Genomic DNA, 18718 nt, shown 5'->3' with positions numbered 1-18718 from the left:
GCGAACGGCGTTTGAGCGCAAAATAGCTTGCGGATAAAACTAAACCCGAGCAAACGCGGATTCATACCGCGCCCATCAGGAGACGACCATGACTGCAGCGAAAGCCTTTTTCGACGCGCGTGACCTGTTATTGCGCCATCGAACCGATTACGAGCGCGCTTACCGCGAATTCGCATGGCCCGCGTTGGAACAGTTCAACTGGGCACTCGACTACTTCGACGTCATCGCACGCGACAACGACAACACCGCACTGTGGATCGTCGACGACCCGGCCAGCAAAGGGCTGCGTCTCTCGTATGCGCAAATGTCGGAGCGCTCCGCGCGCATGGCGAACTTCCTGCGCAGCGTCGGGGTGAAACGCGGCGACCGTGTGCTGCTGATGCTGCCCAATCGCGTCGAACTGTGGGACGTCATGCTCGCCGCAATGAAGCTCGGCGCGATCGTGCTGCCGGCCACGACCCAGCTTTCCGCCGACGATGTGCGCGACCGCGTGCAGATCGGCGGCGCGAACTTCGTGGTGGTCGACAGCGCGGAGCTATCCAAATTCGATTCGCTCGACGTGCCGTTGACGCGTCTTTCGGTGGGCACACCGCGCGACGGCTGGACCGATCTTGCGGCGGCGTATGACGCATCGCCGCAATTCACGCCCGACGGTGTGACGCGCGCCACCGATCCGCTGCTGCTTTACTTCACGTCGGGCACGACGTCCAAGCCGAAGCTCGTGGAGCATACGCATCAAAGCTATCCGGTCGGCCACCTGTCGACGATGTACTGGATCGGCCTGCAACCGGGCGACATCCATTGGAATATCAGTTCGCCCGGCTGGGCGAAGCACGCGTGGAGTTGCTTCTTCGCGCCGTGGAACGCGCAGGCCTGTGTATTCGTTTTCAACTTTGCGCGGTTCGTGCCGAAAGACACGCTGGATGTGCTGGTGCGCTTCAACGTCACGACGGTGTGCGCGCCGCCCACTGTGTGGCGAATGCTCGTGCAGGAGCACCTCACCGATTATCCGGTGAAGCTGCGCGAAATCGTCGGCGCGGGCGAGCCGTTGAATCCGGAGATCATCGAGCGCGTGAAGCACGCTTGTGGCATTACGATTCGCGACGGTTTTGGGCAGACGGAGACCACTTGCCAGATCGGCAATTCGCCGGGGCAACCGGTCGTTGCGGGTTCGATGGGCCGTCCGCTGCCGGGCTACAGAATCGAGCTGCTCGATGCCGACGATCAGCCTGTGACCGAAGGCGAGATCGCGTTGCCGATTGGACCCGACGGCAAGCAGCGGCCCCTCGGTCTGATGACAGGCTATGCGAACAGCGAGCAAGCGACCGCGCAAGCCATGCGCAACGGTTTTTACCGCACGTCAGATGTGGCGCTGCGCCGCGAGGACGGCTACTACGTGTATGTCGGTCGTGCAGACGACGTCTTCAAATCGTCCGATTACCGGCTCAGCCCGTTCGAGCTCGAAAGCGTACTGATCGAACACGAGGCCATCGGCGAGGCGGCTGTTGTGCCGAGCGCCGATGCGCTGCGCCTGTCGGTGCCCAAGGCATTCGTCACGGTGCGCCACGGCTATCAGGCAGGGCCTGAGCTCGCGCGCGCCGTATTCGCGTTCTCGCGCGAAAAACTCGCACCGTATAAGCGTATTCGCCGTCTGCAATTCAGCGAGTTGCCGAAGACCATCTCCGGAAAGATTCGCCGCGTCGAGTTGCGGCGCCGTGAAATGGAGCGTCAGGCGGAACCGGCACGCTTGCCGGACGAGTACTGGGAAGAAGATTTCCCGGACCTGCGCTGAGTCGCGCAAAGCGTTATCGAACATTTTCTGTTTTCAGTCACTGTCCGGCCGTCACGCGGCCAACGCACAGGAGTTTCAGCATGAGCGCAATTGCTTCGAATACCGTCAAGCTGCTGATCAACGGCGAGTTCGTCGAATCCAGGACGACCGAATGGCGCGACGTCGTCAACCCGGCGACGCAACAGGTGCTGGCGCGCGTGCCGTTCGCTACCGCCGGTGAAGTCGACGAAGCGATCCGCTCGGCGCATGCCGCGTTCAAGACGTGGAAGGACACGCCGATCGGCGCGCGCATGCGCATCATGCTCAAGTACCAGGCGTTGATCCGCGAACATATGCCGCGTATCGCGAAGACGTTGAGCGCGGAGCAGGGCAAGACGATTCCCGATGCAGAAGGCGACATCTTCCGCGGACTCGAAGTGGTCGAACATGCGTGTTCTATCGGTAGCTTGCAGCAAGGCGAATTCGCGGAAAACGTCGCCGGTGGCGTCGACACCTACACGCTGCGCCAGCCGCTCGGCGTGTGCGCCGGCATCACGCCGTTCAACTTCCCCGCAATGATCCCGCTATGGATGTTCCCGATGGCGATCGTATGCGGCAATACGTTCGTGCTGAAGCCTTCTGAGCAGGACCCCATGTCGACAATGCAGCTGGTCGAACTCGCGCTGGAGGCGGGCGTGCCGAAAGGCGTGCTGAACGTGGTGCACGGCGGCAAGGACGTGGTCGATGCACTCTGCACGCACGAACTGGTAAAAGCGGTCTCGTTCGTCGGCTCGACGGCAGTCGGCACACATGTGTATCGCCTCGGCAGCGAGCACGGCAAACGCGTGCAATCGATGATGGGCGCAAAGAATCATGCCGTCGTGCTGCCCGATGCAAACCGCGAGCAGACCTTGAACGCGCTTGCGGGTGCGGGCTTTGGCGCGGCCGGGCAGCGCTGCATGGCGACTTCGGTGGTGGTGCTGGTGGGCGCCGCGCAGCAATGGCTGCCGGACATCGTCGCCAAGGCGAAGACGCTGAAGGTGAACGCGGGCAACGAGCCGAACACCGATATCGGCCCCGTTGTCTCGCGCGCGGCGAAAGAGCGCATTCTGGGCTTGATCGAAGCCGGTGTGAAAGAAGGCGCTACGCTCGCACTCGACGGCCGCGGCGTGACGGTGCCCGGCTACGAGCAAGGCAACTTCATTGGCCCGACGATATTCGCGGACGTCAGCACGGAGATGGAGATCTATCGCACGGAGATTTTCGGGCCGGTCCTGCTCGTGCTGAACGCGGCGACGCTCGACGATGCGATCGCGCTCGTCAACAGCAATCCGTTCGGCAATGGCGTCGGCCTCTTCACGCAGAGCGGCGCGGCGGCGCGCAAGTTCCAGAGCGAAATCGACGTGGGCCAGGTCGGCATCAACATTCCGATTCCGGTGCCCGTGCCGTTCTTCAGCTTTACGGGTTCGCGCGGCTCGAAGCTCGGCGACCTCGGCCCCTATGGCAAGCAGGTCGTGCAGTTTTACACGCAAACCAAGACCGTCACCGCGCGCTGGTTCGACGACGACACGGTCAACGACGGCGTGAACACGACCATCAGCCTGCGCTGAACGACGCCGCGAGAACGGAGACGAGATCATGAAAATAGGCTTTATCGGGCTCGGTAACATGGGCGCGCCGATGGCGCACAACCTGCTGAAGGCCGGCCACGCTGTCAATGTATTCGACCTCAATGCGCAAGCGGTGCAGGCGCTCGTCGACGCGGGCGCTCACGCTGCCGCTTCGCCGAAAGCGGCGGTGGCCGACGTCGAATGCGTGATCACGATGCTGCCTGCGGCAGCGCATGTGCGCAGCGTGCTGACCGCGGACGACGGCGTGTTAGCCGGCATCGCGCAAGGCGTGACCATCGTCGATTCGAGCACGATCGATCCGGCAAGCGTGAGGGCGTTTGCCGAACTCGCGCAGCAACGGGGCAACACCTTTGTCGATGCGCCCGTGTCGGGTGGAACCGGCGGTGCGGCTGCGGGCACGTTGACGTTCATGGTCGGCGGCAGTGCCGGTGCGTACGAGAAGGTCAAGCCGGTGTTGTCGGCGATGGGCAGGAACATCGTGCATTGCGGCGATACCGGCACGGGCCAGGTCGCGAAGATCTGCAACAACCTCGTGCTCGGCATCACGATGGCCGGCGTGGCGGAAGCCATGTCGCTGGGTGAAGCGCTCGGCATCGACGTGAAAGTGCTGGCCGGCATTATCAATACGTCGACGGGGCGCTGCTGGAGCTCCGACACGTATAACCCGATGCCGGGCGTAATCGATAGTGCGCCGTCGTCGCGGGAATACAGCGGCGGCTTCGGCACGGATCTGATGCTAAAAGACCTCGGGCTAGCCACCGACGCCGCCAGGTTCGCGCGTCAACCGGTCTATCTCGGCGCACTCGCGCAGCAGCTTTATCAAACGATGAGCGCAAAAGGCGCGGGTCGTCTGGACTTTTCCGCAGTCATCAAGCTCTATCGTCACGAGACCGTGGAAAACACCGCCAAAGCCACCGGTAATGGAGATGCGCGATGATCGAACTCGACTACGCACATGAGGGCGCCGTCGCGCAACTCACGCTGAAGCGTCCCCCTGCGAACGCATTCACACCTGACGGTCTGTTGCAGTTGCAGCAGACGGTGGAGCGCCTGAACGGCGAGACTCGTGTCCGCGCAATAGTCATTACCGGCGAAGGTCCGAAGTTCTTCAGTGCTGGCGCAGATCTGAATGCTTTCGCCGACGGCAATCGCGAAATGGCGCGCGTCGCGGCAGCGCGCTTCGGCGCGGCCTTTGAAGCGTTGCAGAATGCGCGGCCCGTGGTGATCGCTGCGATCAACGGCTTTGCGATGGGCGGCGGGCTGGAATGCGCGTTGGCGTGCGACATACGGATCGCCGAACAGCACGCGGTGATGGCGCTGCCCGAAACCGCAGTTGGCCTGCTGCCTTGCGGTTGCGGAACGCAAACGCTGCCGTGGCTCGTCGGCGAAGGCTGGGCGAAACGCATGATTCTCACCGGCGAACGCGTGGATGCAGCGACCGCGCTGCGCATCGGTCTCGTTGAAGAAGTCGTGGAGAAGGGCGCCGCGCGCGAGGCTGCATTGAGCATGGCGGCGCGCGTCGCGACACTGAGCCCGCAGGCAGTCGGCTTCAGCAAGACGCTGATTCATCAGGCGCGCAATGGCGTGCCGCGTTCAGCCGCGCTTGCAGTGGAACGTGAGCACTTTGTCGATCTGTTCGACGGCGCCGATCAGCGCGAGGGCGTTAATGCGTTCCTCGAAAAACGCACGCCGCGCTGGCAGATCGCGCAAGGCGAACACACAACGAGTTCGACGCAAGCAGCACACGCTCGCGGGGAGACGCAACGATGAGCGCCTTGCAGAGCGTCGTGCCCGAGAACGCGTCCGTTACAGGCGGCGAAGCTCAACGAGAAATCCAGTTTCGCGTGATCAACCGTGTCGCCGTCATCACGCTGAACCGGCCGGCAGCGCTCAATGCGTTGTCGCACGCGATGATTCGCGAGCTCGCGGTGCTCGTCGAGCATTGCCGCAACGACGACAGCATTGTCGCGATTGCCTTGAAAGGGGCTGGAAACAAGGGCTTTTGTGCGGGCGGCGATGTGCGCGAAGTGCACCGGCTCGCCACAAGCGGCGACAGCCGCTGGCTCGCGTTTTTCGTCGACGAATACCGGCTCGATTACGCATTGCACACTTTCCCGAAGCCGGTGGTGGCAATACTCGACGGTATCGCGATGGGCGGCGGCATGGGCCTCGGACAGGCGGCGCGTTTGCGCGTCGTCACCGAGCGCAGCAAGATTGCGATGCCGGAGACGCGCATCGGCTTCCTGCCGGACGTCGGCGCAACGCGTTTTCTGAGCGTGATGCCCGCGGAGCTCGAGTTGTACGTGGGCCTGACCGGCGCGACTTTGTCCGGCGCCGATGCGTTGCGGCTGCAACTGGCCGATCAATGTGTGCCTGCCGACTGGCTGGTTTCTTGCGAACAGCGATTGCAGCACATGTCGCACGAGGGCGATCTGCTGAGCGCTTTGCGCGGGGTCGTCGAGCCGCCGTGCAACATCGTGCCGCACGCGGCGATCACGCCATTCACGCAACTGGTCCAGCGGCACTTCGACCGCCGTTCCGGTGTCGACAGGATCATGGCGACGTTGCGGCACGATCTCGAACGCGACCCGCCGCGCGAAGTCAGGCAGTGGCTGCAGTCCACTTACGACGCGCTCGCCGCGCATTCACCCACCATGCTTTACGTCACACGTGAGGCGTTGTTACGTGGCCGCCAGATGACGCTTGCCGAGTGTTTCCGGATGGAACTGGGCATCGTGAAGCGCGCGATCGAGGAGGGCGACTTCTGCGAAGGCGTGCGCGCGCAGCTGATCGATAAAGATCGCAAAGGACGCTGGGCGCCTGCCACGCTCGCAGAAGTGCGGCCCGAGCGCGTCAGACACTTTCTGAGTTCGCCGTGGAAGCAGGAGGCACATCCGTTGGCGGATCTCGGCGCGGAACCGGTGTGATGATCGCGCCGAGACCGTGCGGTAGGGACCGCGAGCCTTAGCTTTCGCCGACGACCTCACCGTGCACGACCGCGGGTGCCGGTGCGGCGCCGTCGCTGCGCGCGCCTCGAACTCGCGAAACCCACAGCACGCCGCTGACCGCGACCGCGACCGACACCCATCCGACGGTTCCATAGCCGACTATCTGGCCGGCGGACGAACTGCCGAGCATGAGACCGCCGATCCACGCGCCGCATCCTGTGCCGAGCGCCTGGAGCGCGCTGTTCGCGCTGAGAAACGCGCCGCGTCGATCGGGCTGCGGCACGGTGGTCAAGAGGGCCTGCATCGGCACCATTCGCCCCGACATCAACACCATGAAAACCGGGAAGAACAGAAGCAGCGCATAGAACGGCAGGTCCGGCAGGTGAGTGACGAAAAGGACTGGCAGACAGGCAAGCAGCGCCGTGATACGGAAGACGCGGCGTGCACCGAACCGGTCTGCGAGCCTGCCGACCCGTCGCGAGGTGAAGAACGTTGCTGCTCCACCGGCCATGTATAGCCACGACAGTTGTTCGGGCGACACGCCGTGATTGGCAACGAGCACCGGCGAAATGAACGGGATGACCAGCATATGCGCGACCATCATCACGAAGGTCAGTGCAAAGGCCGACATATGCCGTGGGTTGCCGAGAAGCCGCAACAGATCGGGCAGTATTTCGGCGAGCGGCGGTTGGCGCCGGCTGAGATGTCCGGCCAGCGAAGGCACCAGTTTCCAGCCCGCCACCCACACGGCGAACGACAGCCCGACCAGCAGGAAGAACGGCGCCGCCCAACTGAAATGCGCGCCTAGCATCACGCCGGCCGGCACGCCGGCGATTGCGGCGAGAGAGAAGGCCGTCATGATGGTGCCGGTTGCGGCGCCGCGTCGTTGCACGGGAATCACGTCGGCGACGATCGCCATGATCACCGATGCCAGCACGCCCCCCGTTATTCCTGCGAAAGCCCGCGCGGCCAGCAGCAACGCGAAGCTGCTCGCCAGCGCGCACGCGAGATTCGACATCGCGAAGAGCGCATACATGGTGAGCAGCAGACGCCGCCTGTCGAAGCGGTCGATGTAGGTAGCCGCAAAAAGTCCGGACAGGCCCGAGCACCACGAATACGCCGACACCGCGGTGGCGAAGCCGGCCGGCGCAATGCCGAACGCGTGCATGATCTGTGGACCGAGGGGCATCATCACCATGAAGTCCATGATGATGGTGAACTGGGTCAGCGCGAGCAGCCAGAGCAAACGGCGCTCGTGCTTTGCGTCAATTGAATACATTGGCAAGGTTCCTTGTTGTTGTTATAAGCGCGCCGCTTGCACGCGTCTGGCCGCTCATCGCATAAGCCGGATGCTCGTACGGCGCTCAGTCGTCTATCGTTTCATGCACGGCCGCCGCGCCCTGCTTCCAGTAGCTCGCCGCGCGAATACGCGCTTTGTCGACGCCGCGTTCCATGCACAGATGATGACGAATCGCGCGGATGGTCGCCGATTCGCCCGCAGCCCATACATAGCCTTCGCCGTCTTCGGGCAGATACGTTTCGCGGACCGCTTGCAGCAAAGCCTCGCCGCGAGAGCCGGCTTCGCTGCGATAACGCCACACCAGATGCAGCTCGGCCCGAGTCTCGAACTCGATGCGAGCCGACGGGTCGGCCACTTCGATCACGGCGGCCACGCGCTTGCCGGCCGGCAGCTCCTCAAGTCGGCGCGCGATTGCGGGCAGCGCGGTGTCGTCGCCGATCAGCAAATGCCAGTCGAAAGCGGCAGGGATCACGAGCGAGCCACGCGGCCCGCCGATGCCGAGGTACTGCCCGACGTGCGCTTGTGCAGCCCATGTGGCTGCCGGGCCGGCTTCGTGCATGGCGAATTCGATGTCGAGTTCGCGAGCCTCGCGATCGAAGCGGCGCGGCGTGAAGTCGCGTGCGGTGGGGCGGCGCCCTTCGGGAAACACCGGGCCGTCGGGGCCGGCTTCGGGCAGCACGGGTTTGTCCGCGCCCGGTTCGGGGAAGAACACCTTGATGTGATCGTCGAACGAAGCGGACACGAAGTCGTGCAAGTCTTCGCCGGTAAAGGTCACGCGGATCAGATGCGGTGTCAGCGCCTGCACTTTGCTCGCTTGCAGCAGGCGGAATTTGAGCGGGTGCCGCACGCGATGCACGGCGAGGTCGGGTCGGTTTTCTGAAGTCGTCATTGAGCTGGTCCGATGCAAAGCGGTAGGTTCGGTGAGCCGCGTACCGCGCGTTAGCGCGGCGTGCGGTGAAGAGCGGCGCGTGAGACGCCGGCGTTCGCGATGTCACGCGGTGGATGCGTCGTCGCTATGACCGCTGCCCGGATTGCGCTCGCCTTCGATCTCCTTCACCGCGCGCATCAGGATCGCGGCAATGCGGCGCTGTTCGTCGGCCGGCGCATTGTCACGACGCAGCAGCGCGTTTTTCAGCGCGCGGCGTGCTTCATTCAACTCGGGCGCCCAACCGCCTTCGCTGATGTCGGCCGGCTCTTCACCGGCAAACGCGCGGCGCACCGAATCCATCTTGCGCGCGATGTGGCTGAGCTTCGCGAGCATCAGCTCGACGCGGTCGCGGTTGGCCGCGAGATAGTCGCGCCCCGCCTGCGCCAGTTCATAGCGCTTGCGATTGCCTTCGAGTTGCACGGTGACGTAGCCGAGTTCTTCCAGATACGTGAGCGCCGGATAGACCATGCCGGGGCTCGGACTGTAGAAGCCGTTCGAGCGTGTTTCCAGCGCCTTGATGAGTTCGTAGCCGTGGCTCGGTTGCGCGTCGATCAGCGAGAGCAACAGCAGTTGCAGATCGTCGGAGCTGAATTTACGGCCGCGCGGAAATCCGTCGCCTTCGCCGCCGAAGCCGCCCGGCCCGCCGCCGAAATGGCCGCGCCCGCCGCGGTGGTCATGGTGGCGTCCAATCGCATGCCAGAGCGCATGCGGTGAGAAGCGATGGTCCGCATCGGCGTGTTCGCCGGGACCCTGGCCGTGAGCCTCACGATGATGGCCGAACGCATGCCACCACGCGTGCAGCAACCGGCGCTCGAAACCCGCGCCCGAAGGAAAGTCGCCGCCGTGCGGGCGGCCTGAACGATGGTGATGACGCATCTCGCATCTCCATTTGTGTCTTAAGATGTGTCGTAAGATATATATCTAAAGATAGGTTGTCAAGTTTTTGAGGGGAGGTATGGGCGCATAACAAAGTCTGCGGGAACGCAAGGCAGCGACCGTGCTTGGTAACAGTGCCCAGATTCTGTGTGCAGCGCTTCCCAAACGCGACTCTATGCAGAAATCGTCGTCGTCAGCGCGCCACGGAGACAAGACGGCCAGATAAGCGCTGCCTAAAATTCCCGGCATAAATACTGTCACTGCGACCTGCTTCCAGTACAGGCGCTTAGCGCGAGTCGTCCCTTGTTGAGTGCATCGGCTTACCTGGGCGCTTGCTCAGCTTGAACAAGCCTCGTAAAGCAAATCGGGAAAGCGGCTTCCAAACCTCCCAAATCAAAAGGAAACAGCATGAGCAACAACATCTTCACTGGCACGATTCCGGCCCTCATGACCCCGTGCACCGCCGACCGCCTGCCCGATTACGACGCACTCGTCGCCAAAGCACGCGAACTGGTTGATCTCGGCATGTCCGCCGTCGTTTACTGCGGTTCGATGGGCGACTGGCCGCTACTGACCGAAGCCCAACGTCAGGAAGGTGTCGCGCGGCTCGTGGCCGCCGGCATCCCCACCATCGTTGGCACGGGCGCGGTCAACTCGAAAGAAGCGATTTCTCATGCTGCGCACGCCGCAAAAGTAGGGGCGAGCGGCTTGATGGTTATCCCGCGCGTGCTGTCTCGCGGGGCGTCGCCCGCCGCGCAGAAAGCGCACTTCGCCGCGATTCTCGAAGCGGCTCCGGCACTACCCGCCGTCATCTATAACAGCCCGTACTATGGTTTCGCTACGCGTGCCGACCTGTTCTTCGAACTGCGCGCCAGGTATCCGAATCTGATCGGCTTCAAGGAGTTTGGCGGTGCTGCGGACATGCGTTACGCAGCCGAGCACATCACGAGCCAGGACGACACGGTGACGCTCATGGCAGGCGTTGACACGCAGGTGTTCCATGGCTTCGTCAACTGCGGCGCCACGGGCGCTATTACCGGCATTGGCAACGCATTGCCGCGCGAAGTCCTTCAACTGGTCGACCTGTGCCGCAAGGCGGCGAAGGGCGATGTCACCGCGCGCCGCCAGGCGCGGGAACTGGAATCGGCGCTGGCTGTGCTGTCGTCGTTCGATGAAGGAACCGACCTGGTGCTTTACTACAAGTACCTGATGGTGCTCAACGGTGACACGGAATATTCGCTGCATTTCTACGAAACCGATGCGCTGAGCGAGGCGCAGCGTCGTTACGCGCAGACGCAGTACGAGTTGTTCCGCAACTGGTATGCGGAGTGGTCGAAGGAAGTGAATGCTTGAGGCTTGAGCAACTGCAGTGCATGCAACATCGGAAAGCGCCCCACGTGGGCGCTTTTTTCATTGGAAGCCGCGAGAGAAAACCCTTAGTGACAGCCGCGCCTCCTCCGGTTAAAGCGACGCGCGAGTGCGCCGACGACTATGCAGATTTCTGCCTGGTTGCTGTCGATTTCCCTCAAGACTCCGCGATTTTTGGACTCTTATATTGCTCAAGCCATCCACCGGTCGGACCGGAAGGCGACAGGCATGTGCCTGCCACACCAGTGCGGGCGCGGGTACCGCGGTAATCCACTAAACGAGGAGCACAAGAACAATGCAATTCCATAGGACCGTCATCTCCAGCGCAATCGTCATGGGCCTCGCCCTGGCAGGCGCACCATGCTCCTATGCCGCAACGCCGGTCGATGTCAAGATCGGCTTCGCTGCGCCCCTCACCGGCGGTCAAGCCCACTATGGCGCGGATTTCCGCAGCGGGGTGCAGCTCGCCATCGAGGACATGAACGGGACGAATCCGGTTATCGGGGGCAAACCTGTGCATTTCGTACTGGATGCGCAGGACGATCAGGCCGATCCTCGCACCGGCACGACGGTTGCACAAAAACTCGTGGACGACGGCGTGGTCGCCGTGATTGGCCACTACAACTCGGGCACCAGCATTCCGGCCGCGCCGATCTACGCGAAAGCGGGCACGCCGCAAGTTGCGATGGCCACTGCCCCCAGCTACACGCGCCTCGGGCTGCCCACCACGTTCCGCCTGCTGACTTCCGATACGCAACTCGGCGCGGTGCTCGGTGACTTCGCTGTGAAGGGGCTCAAGTTCAAGCGCCTCGCGATCGTCGACGATCGCACCGCCTACGGACAAGGCGTGGCCGAAGAGTTCGCCAAGGCCGCGAAGGCGGCGGGCGCGACGGTGGTCACCGAGGAATACACGAACGACAAGGCCGTGGACTTCCGCGCGATTCTCACCAAGATCAAGCAGGCGAATGTCGACGCGGTGTTCTACGGCGGCGCCGACACTCAGGCTGCGCCGATGCTGAAGCAGATGCGCTCGCTCGCAATCAAGTCGACTCTGCTCGGTCCGGACATGCTCCAGTCGGATAACCTGATCAAGATTGCAGGCGAGGCGTCCGAAGGCACGTTGGCCGCGTCCGAGGGCAGCCCCCTCTCGCAGATGCCGGGCGGTAAGGCGTTCGCCGAGCGTTACCAGAAGCGCTTTAACCAGCCGGTCGAGCTTTACGCACCGTATGCCTACGACGGCACAATGGCCGTGTTCAATGCGATGAAGAAAGCGGACTCGACCGATCCGCATGTGTTCCTGAGCGCGCTGAAGGCTACGAATATGAAGGGCGTCACGACAAGTGAGCTCTCTTACGACCAGTACGGCGACCTCAAGTACGGCGGCGTGACGGTGTACAAGGTCGTCAATGGCACATGGAAGCCGCTGCAAACGGTGGGTACGAAGTAAGTCACCATCGAAGATGGGCGGTGCGCTCAGACACCGCCCGCGCAGACTGCTCACGTCACCGGAAGCGCGGAACACGTGAGCGATTCGCCTCCAGTTACCGCGACGATGCCCGTCGAGATTCCCTCGCAAGTTTCTACTCTCGCATGGCTCGCGTGGTTGAGTACTGGCAGTGCTTACCGGTGCGTCCCGGTGCCGTGGCGCACTTCCCTTTGCTGTGCCCAAATCGTCATTGCCATAGCGGCGTTCGAACAAGACGGCCTTGCGGCCGATGCGTAGGATGGTGGACATGAACTCCATTACCGTTATCGACTCCCACACCGGCGGCGAGCCTACACGGCTCGTCGTTGAAGGCGGCCCTGATCTGGGCCGTGGCCCGCTCGCTGAGCGGCTCGACATATTTCGCCGCGATTTCGATCACGTGCGTGCGGGCGTGGTCAACGAACCGCGCGGCTCCGACGTCATGGTCGGCGCGCTGCTTTGCGAACCGCATGATGCGAGGTGCTCGGCGGGCGTGATTTTCTTCAACAACGTCGGTTATCTCGGCATGTGCGGACACGGCACGATCGGCCTGATCGTGTCGCTCGCGCACATGGGTCGCATCAAGCCGGGCGTACATCGCATCGAAACGCCCGTGGGGGTGGTTGAAGCCGAATTGCACGGCGACGGCAGCGTGAGCGTCCGTAACGTGCCCGCGTATCGCTATCGCACGGAAGTGCAGCTCGACGTGCCGGGACTCGGCCGCGTGCATGGCGACATCGCATGGGGTGGCAACTGGTTCTTCCTCGTCGCCGATCACGGGCAGACGCTCGAATTTGCAAACGTCGAATCGCTCACGAATGTCACCTGGGCAATTCGCGCCGCGCTCGAAGCCAACGGCATCACTGGCGAAGGCGGTGCGCTCATCGATCACATCGAATTGTTTGCGGATTCGAGCACGCCCGGTGTCGATAGCCGAAACTTCGTGTTGTGTCCCGGCAAGGCGTACGACCGCTCGCCATGCGGCACCGGTACGAGTGCAAAGATCGCTTGCCTCGCCGCCGACGCTCACCTCGCACCCGGCGCGACCTGGCGGCAGGAAAGCATCATCGGCAGCATATTCGAAGCGAGCTACGAGCCTCATGAAGACACGAGTAATGACGTGGACAATGCCAGCCGCCGCTACGTGCGTCCCAGCATTCGCGGCACGGCGCACGTGAGCGCGGAGGCAAAGCTGATTTTCTCCGCCGACGATCCTTTCGCATGGGGCATTCGCGCGTGATTCAGCCGGGTCAGTCGAGTCCCGACGTCGTGGTGGTCGGCGCGGGCATCGTCGGCGCGGCTTGTGCACACGAACTGGCGAAGCAGGGCGCTGACGTGCTCGTCCTCGATCGCGCGGGCGTGGGCGGCGGAGTGACGGCAGCGGGTATGGGCCACCTCGTGCTGATGGACGACTCACCTGCCGAATTCGCGTTGTCTGCGTGGTCGCGCGATCTGTGGCTCGAGCTCGCGCCGCGACTGAGTGAGCGCGAGGCGTTCGTGCGTTGCGGCACACTCTGGGTCGCCGTAGACGACGAGGAATACGAACTCGCGCAGACGCGCCAGCAGGCACTTGTGCAGGCGGGCGTCGACTGCTCGTTGCTGGACGCACAGCAGATGCGCGAAGCGGAACCCGAACTGCGCGAAGGCTTGCGTGGCGGCATGATGCTCCCCGACGACGCCGTGGTGTACGCGCCTGCCGCTGCCGCATGGCTACTCGCGCAGCCAGTGAAAGGACGCGTGACGTGCAGGCTCGATACGCAGGTTGCGCGCGTGAATCGCGAAGGCGTCATGCTCGAGAGCGGTGAGGCGATCGCAGCGGGCGCCGTGCTAGTGGCCAACGGTCTGCAAGCGGCCGATCTGCTGCCCGGGCTACCGATGCAGGCGAAAAAAGGGCATTTGCTGATCACCGATCGTTATCCGGGCACGATCCGTCATCAAATACTTGAACTCGGCTATATCAAGAGCGCCCACAACGCGAGCGGTACGTCGGTGGCGTTCAACGTGCAGCCGCGTCCAACCGGTCAGATCCTGATCGGATCGTCGCGGCAATTCGACACCGTCGATCCGGCTATCGAACCAGACGTTCTCGCACGCATGCTACGCCGCGCCGCGGAGTATCTGCCGGCATTGCCGACGCTCAACGCGATTCGGGCCTGGACCGGCTTTCGTCCGGCCACGAGTGACGGCTTGCCGTTGATCGGGCCCGCAGCACCGTTCTGGGACGACTCCTGTCACCGTTCTACGTGGCTCGCGACGGGTCACGAGGGCCTCGGCGTCACGACGGCACTCGCTACGGCCAAACTGATCGCCGCGCAGATGCTCGATCTGGGCGACGTGCTGCCAATCGACGCTGCGCCGTACCTGCCTGCACGCTTCGAAAACGTGGGAGCCAGTCATGCGTGACCCCGTGACGATTAGCGTGGACGGACGCGACGTGCAGGTCGAGCGCGGCAGTTCGGTCGTAGCGGCTATCGCGCTCGTAACGGGCGGTGCGGACGTGGTGACGCGTGAATCCGTGAGCGGCGCGCAACGCGGGCCGCTGTGCGGAATGGGTGTGTGCCAGGAATGCCGCGTGACGATCGACGGCGTGCGCCATCGGCTCGCCTGTCAGACGCTCTGCACCGACGGCATGAACATCAGGACAGCAAGGTCTGCATCATGAATTTCGATATCCTGATCATTGGTGCGGGGCCTGCGGGACTGCATGCTGCAAGTGTCGCTGCGCGAGCAGGTGCTACAGTTGGCATCGTCGACGATAACGCACTGCCTGGCGGTCAGATCTGGCGCCAAGGACCGCATCATAGACCGCAAGGGCGCGGACGCGCAGCAATCGATGCGGTGGCTCAAGCCGCAAACGTCGCGCGTTTGCACGGTACGCGCGTCGTGCAGGCGCTTCGTGAACACGAGTTGCTCGTGGAGGATGCTACGCGCGGCTATGCGATCGGTTACGACAAGCTCATCATCGCAACCGGCGCGCGCGAGCGGTTTCTGCCGTACCCGGGATGGACACTCCCTGGCGTGACAGGGGCGGGCGGTTTGCAGGCGCTGGTGAAGGGCGGCATGCCGGTGCGTGGCGAGCGCATCGTTATCGCAGGAACAGGCCCGTTATTGTGGGCGGCGGCCGTGACCGCGCGCGAACAGGGCGCGCACGTTGCGGCGATTGTCGAGCAGGCGCCGACGCATGCAGTGCGGCAGTTCGCAATGTCGCTCGTGAGCACGCCAGCGAAACTCGCCCAGGCGGCGCGCATGCGGTTCGCTTTGCGCGCGACGCCATATCTGTGCGGCGCCTATGTGAGCGCCGCACACGGCGATCAGAAGATCACGCAGGTCGTGGTGCAGCAGGGTACGAAGCAAACGCAGATCGATTGCGACAGGCTCGCCTGCGCGTATGGTCTCGTCCCCAACACGATCCCGGGCACGGCGCTTGGTTGCGATGTCGCCGAAACGGACGGCGTGCTCGCCATCGTCGTCGATGATTTTCAGGCAACCACCCAGCCGGGCATCTATGCGGCCGGAGAATGTACGGGCGTCGGCGGCATGGAACTGTCTGCTGTCGAAGGGCGAATCGCCGCGCTTGCTGCGATTGGCAACGCAGCCGATGCGCGTGCTCTCTTTGCGGAGCGCGAACGCTACCGCCGCTTTGCAGCGAAAATGCATACGGCCTTCGCCCTCGATCAGCAACTCCGCGGACTCGCCACCGCAGACACTGTGATGTGCCGCTGTGAGGACGTCAGCTTCGGTGAGGTCGCGCAGCATCGCGGCTGGCGCGATGCCAAGTTGCACACACGCTGCGGCATGGGGCCTTGCCAAGGCAAGATTTGCGGGGAAGCAGCAGCGTTTTGCCTCAGCTGGTCGCGCTATGGGCAGCGTCCGCCGTTCTCGCCTGCACGCGTGAGCACTTTAATGAGCTTCCAGACGCCGGTCTGAACGCCGGGAACCGCGAGCGTTCGAGTGACCTGGGCGTCGGCATAATCAAGCCAATCCTGATCCGCAACACTTAGCCATGAACCAACTGCTCCTTTCCGCTGTCACTGGAAACACGACCCTGCAGCAGATGGTGGCGCATTACGCGCTGCTCGTGCCGCTCTTCGATGCCATGCCCGATGTGGTTTTTTTCGTAAAGGATCACGAGGCACGGTATGTGATCGCCAATGCGACCCTCGCGGCCCGCTGCGGTTACAAGGACCGGCAGTCATTGCTGGGGAAGGCAGCAGCAGAAGCATTTCCTTCGCGCTTTGGCCGCATCTATATGGAACAGGACAAAGCGGTTGTGCGAGATAACAACCGGCTGGTCGATCAACTTGAACTGCATCTCTATCCAGGTCGCCAGCCCGGTTGGTGCCTTACCTCGAAAGTACCGCTGCGCGATATAAAGGGACGCGTCCTGGGCGTCGCAGGTATCTCGCGCGATCTTCGAGCGGCTGCAAGTACACATCCCTCGTATCAACGTGTTGCGATTGCAGTAAAGCACATTCAGGATCATTACGCGCATCCGCTGAAGTTAGCGGATCTTGCAGCACTTATCGACATGTCAGTTGCGCAGGTCGAGCGCTATTTCTTCAGAGTGTTTCACCTTACGCCTCGACAGATGCTGCTGAAAACGCGGCTGGATGCAGCTTCGCAATTGCTCGCGGGTGACCTTAACATCACCGACATTGCGACGCGTTGCGGCTACACCGATCACAGTGCATTCACGCGTCAATTCAAGACGACGGTGGGGATTACGCCGACCCAATATCGCTCGTTGCTGCAACCGGCGACGACGTCGGTCGGTAAGCATTGAAAAGCAGTGAAGTCCAGATACCGTTTCGTCGTTGTTGAAGCGTCGCCGCAAAACCCATGGGAGCAGACGAAAGGTTGGGGAATGATCCTTCAACGGTGAACGGCCTCGGGCGACCTGAAATGCGGCTATTGTTTTAGCGCAGCGTTCGAGTCTCACATCGAGCATTTCACCGCTTGTCGATGTCTGCAGCCGCTGGGTCTGCATGACTACGCCATACGACGGCTCGATGACGGAGCGCAAACGCGAACGCGGGAATGCACGACGGGCAAGCATATTCTCTTGGGCGCGCGTCGATGGCCGACCTCTACGAGCGCGGCATCGGCACGGGCAATATGTCGAAGACGCATTCGCTCGCGGGACTACGTCTTGCCTGGATCGCCGGTCCTTCCGCTCTCAGACGGTAAATTCGCTGAATTGAGCAACGGGCCCATTTCCGATTGCACGGCATCAGAACTTGTGCCGAATGCCCAATTGCACGAATGTCTGCCGGTCCGTCGATGAAGCCGTCAGAGCATTGAGCGTCGCGCGCGCCGCACGGCCGGTCGAATCGGTTCCGCTCGCGAACTGGGTGCTGCCGATCACATAGACGTCCGTGCGTTTCGAAAGGTAGTAGTCGAGCGACAAAGAAAGCGTGTTGTAGCTCGATGAGCCAATCGTGCCGACACCCGAACCGTGTGTATAGCTGTAGACGAACTCGCTCGCCAGTGCGGGCGTCCAGAAATATGTGAGGTTGAATTCACCGGTATTGAATTTTGCGGTGCCCGTCAGCCGGAGCGGATTGGAGCCGGACGACGTATCGCCGAGATCCTTGAACTGCACGTTGCTGTAGACGAGCCCGAAAGTCGCCGGACCGAGCGTATAGCGACCGGCTGCCGCTATCGCCTGATACGAGTGCGCCGACGCATAGCCGCTATAGACCGGGCTCGCGGTCATGTTGTTGAGATTTGCGCCCGGCACGTTGGTCGGCGTGCTTGTGAAAAACGACTGGTTCGGGTTGCGCACGTTCATATACGCCGCGCCCGCCGAGAAGTTGCCGTAGTCGTAACCGGCGCCAACGGACCAGATCTGGTTGCGTGTCAAATCGCCCGCCTGTCCGCCGAAGCCATATACGCCACCCACGGTGAAGCCGCCGAAATTCGGGCTCGCATACTTCACCGAGTTGTTCACGCGCTTGCTGTTGTTGAGGTTGTCGAGATCGCCCGGATGCGCAGTCGTGCCGCCGCCATAATTCGCTGAGTTCATGCGCGATTCGACGAAGGTGACGAGCGAATCGTACTGACGTCCGAGCGTGAGCGTGCCATACGCGTTGCTCGACAACCCGACATACGCTTGCCGCCCGAAGAGCGTGCCGCCCTGCAATGCAGTGCCTTTGCCAAGATCGAAACCGTTCTCCAGCTGAAAGATCGCCGACAGACCGCCGCCCAGATCCTCGACGCCCTTGAAGCCCCAGCGCGAGCCTTGCATGATGCCGCTGGCACCGCCGATGATGCGACCGCCGGCGCTGTTGCTCTGGTAGTTCACACCGTAATCGATGAGCCCGTACAGTGTCACGGAGCTGACATCGGCATGAGCAGCGCCGCAGACCGCGAGTAGCACGGAAGCCGAGAAGATTTTAGTATTCATTGGCATGACGAAGTAATTTAAGTGG

General features: G+C 62.7%; 16 protein-coding genes. 12 read left to right on the top strand and 4 right to left on the bottom strand.

All coding sequences use genetic code 11. The annotated features are described in order from the left end of the window. Positions 1 to 88: 88 nt before the first annotated feature. The 5 genes from SB753_RS03345 (at position 89) to SB753_RS03325 (ending at position 6329) form a co-directional block, all read left to right on the top strand. Positions 89 to 1792: an AMP-binding protein gene (locus tag SB753_RS03345; protein WP_410798952.1), complete on the top strand. Its 1704-nt coding sequence runs from the start codon at positions 89 to 91 to the stop codon at positions 1790 to 1792. An 80-nt stretch (positions 1793 to 1872) separates the two neighbouring features. Next, on the top strand, positions 1873 to 3381 hold the full coding sequence (locus SB753_RS03340) for a CoA-acylating methylmalonate-semialdehyde dehydrogenase (protein WP_088173872.1): 1509 nt from the start codon (positions 1873 to 1875) through the stop codon (positions 3379 to 3381). A 28-nt stretch (positions 3382 to 3409) separates the two neighbouring features. Next, positions 3410 to 4339 carry a 3-hydroxyisobutyrate dehydrogenase gene (gene mmsB / locus SB753_RS03335; protein WP_410798950.1) on the top strand — a complete coding sequence of 310 codons (930 nt, stop codon included), beginning with the start codon at positions 3410 to 3412 and terminating at the stop codon, positions 4337 to 4339. Continuing rightward, the gene (locus SB753_RS03330; RefSeq protein ID WP_410798948.1) at positions 4336 to 5172 is read left to right on the top strand and encodes an enoyl-CoA hydratase; all 837 of its coding nucleotides are present in this window, start codon (positions 4336 to 4338) and stop codon (positions 5170 to 5172) included. The genes mmsB and SB753_RS03330 overlap by 4 nt, the downstream gene beginning before the upstream one ends. Then, on the top strand, positions 5169 to 6329 hold the full coding sequence (locus SB753_RS03325; protein WP_410798947.1) for an enoyl-CoA hydratase/isomerase family protein: 1161 nt from the start codon (positions 5169 to 5171) through the stop codon (positions 6327 to 6329). The genes SB753_RS03330 and SB753_RS03325 overlap by 4 nt, the downstream gene beginning before the upstream one ends. 37 nt (positions 6330 to 6366) lie before the next feature. Here the strand turns inward: SB753_RS03325 and SB753_RS03320 are convergent, their stop codons facing one another. The 3 genes from SB753_RS03320 to SB753_RS03310 form a co-directional block, all read right to left on the bottom strand. Next, a complete protein-coding gene (locus tag SB753_RS03320) occupies positions 6367 to 7629 on the bottom strand; it encodes an MFS transporter (protein WP_410798945.1) in 1263 nt (420 codons plus the stop codon). Positions 7630 to 7714: 85 nt separating this feature from the next. Further along, positions 7715 to 8539: a siderophore-interacting protein gene (locus tag SB753_RS03315; protein ID WP_410798944.1), complete on the bottom strand. Its 825-nt coding sequence runs from the start codon at positions 8537 to 8539 to the stop codon at positions 7715 to 7717. Between the two features lie 102 nt (positions 8540 to 8641). Next, positions 8642 to 9454 carry a PadR family transcriptional regulator gene (locus SB753_RS03310; RefSeq protein WP_410798943.1) on the bottom strand — a complete coding sequence of 271 codons (813 nt, stop codon included), beginning with the start codon at positions 9452 to 9454 and terminating at the stop codon, positions 8642 to 8644. 408 nt (positions 9455 to 9862) lie between these two features. On the opposite strand from SB753_RS03310, the gene SB753_RS03305 reads away from it, so the two are divergent. The 7 genes from SB753_RS03305 to SB753_RS03275 all read left to right on the top strand — a co-directional run bounded on the left by SB753_RS03305 (position 9863) and on the right by SB753_RS03275 (position 17070). Continuing rightward, on the top strand, positions 9863 to 10807 hold the full coding sequence (locus tag SB753_RS03305) for a dihydrodipicolinate synthase family protein (RefSeq protein ID WP_087751113.1): 945 nt from the start codon (positions 9863 to 9865) through the stop codon (positions 10805 to 10807). Between the two features lie 310 nt (positions 10808 to 11117). Next, the gene (locus SB753_RS03300; protein ID WP_020066217.1) at positions 11118 to 12269 is read left to right on the top strand and encodes a branched-chain amino acid ABC transporter substrate-binding protein; all 1152 of its coding nucleotides are present in this window, start codon (positions 11118 to 11120) and stop codon (positions 12267 to 12269) included. A 277-nt stretch (positions 12270 to 12546) separates the two neighbouring features. Beyond that, entirely contained in the window at positions 12547 to 13527 is a 981-nt protein-coding gene (locus SB753_RS03295) for a 4-hydroxyproline epimerase (protein WP_410798941.1), read from the top strand. Then, on the top strand, positions 13509 to 14690 hold the full coding sequence (locus tag SB753_RS03290) for an NAD(P)/FAD-dependent oxidoreductase (RefSeq protein WP_410798940.1): 1182 nt from the start codon (positions 13509 to 13511) through the stop codon (positions 14688 to 14690). Before SB753_RS03295 ends, SB753_RS03290 begins: the two co-directional genes overlap by 19 nt. Further along, positions 14683 to 14949 (top strand): (2Fe-2S)-binding protein, encoded by a 267-nt coding sequence (locus SB753_RS03285; RefSeq protein ID WP_088173864.1) that lies wholly within the window; start codon positions 14683 to 14685, stop codon positions 14947 to 14949. Before SB753_RS03290 ends, SB753_RS03285 begins: the two co-directional genes overlap by 8 nt. After that, positions 14946 to 16214 carry an FAD-dependent oxidoreductase gene (locus tag SB753_RS03280; protein ID WP_410798938.1) on the top strand — a complete coding sequence of 423 codons (1269 nt, stop codon included), beginning with the start codon at positions 14946 to 14948 and terminating at the stop codon, positions 16212 to 16214. Before SB753_RS03285 ends, SB753_RS03280 begins: the two co-directional genes overlap by 4 nt. Positions 16215 to 16290: 76 nt before the next feature. Beyond that, positions 16291 to 17070, top strand: coding sequence for a helix-turn-helix domain-containing protein (locus SB753_RS03275; protein ID WP_410798937.1), 780 nt, complete (start codon positions 16291 to 16293; stop codon positions 17068 to 17070). A gap of 447 nt (positions 17071 to 17517) precedes the next feature. Here SB753_RS03275 and SB753_RS03270 read toward each other — a convergent pair whose 3' ends face one another. After that, positions 17518 to 18699, bottom strand: a complete 1182-nt coding sequence (locus SB753_RS03270; protein ID WP_204521645.1) for a porin — start codon at positions 18697 to 18699, stop codon at positions 17518 to 17520. Positions 18700 to 18718: the final 19 nt, after the last annotated feature.

Origin of the sequence: Paraburkholderia sp. SIMBA_053 (assembly GCF_046534895.1) — a bacterium.
Classification (GTDB): Bacteria; Pseudomonadota; Gammaproteobacteria; order Burkholderiales; family Burkholderiaceae; genus Paraburkholderia; species Paraburkholderia caledonica.
The sequence above is the reverse complement of the archived record's forward strand: the minus strand, read 5'-3'. Positions and strand labels throughout refer to the sequence as shown.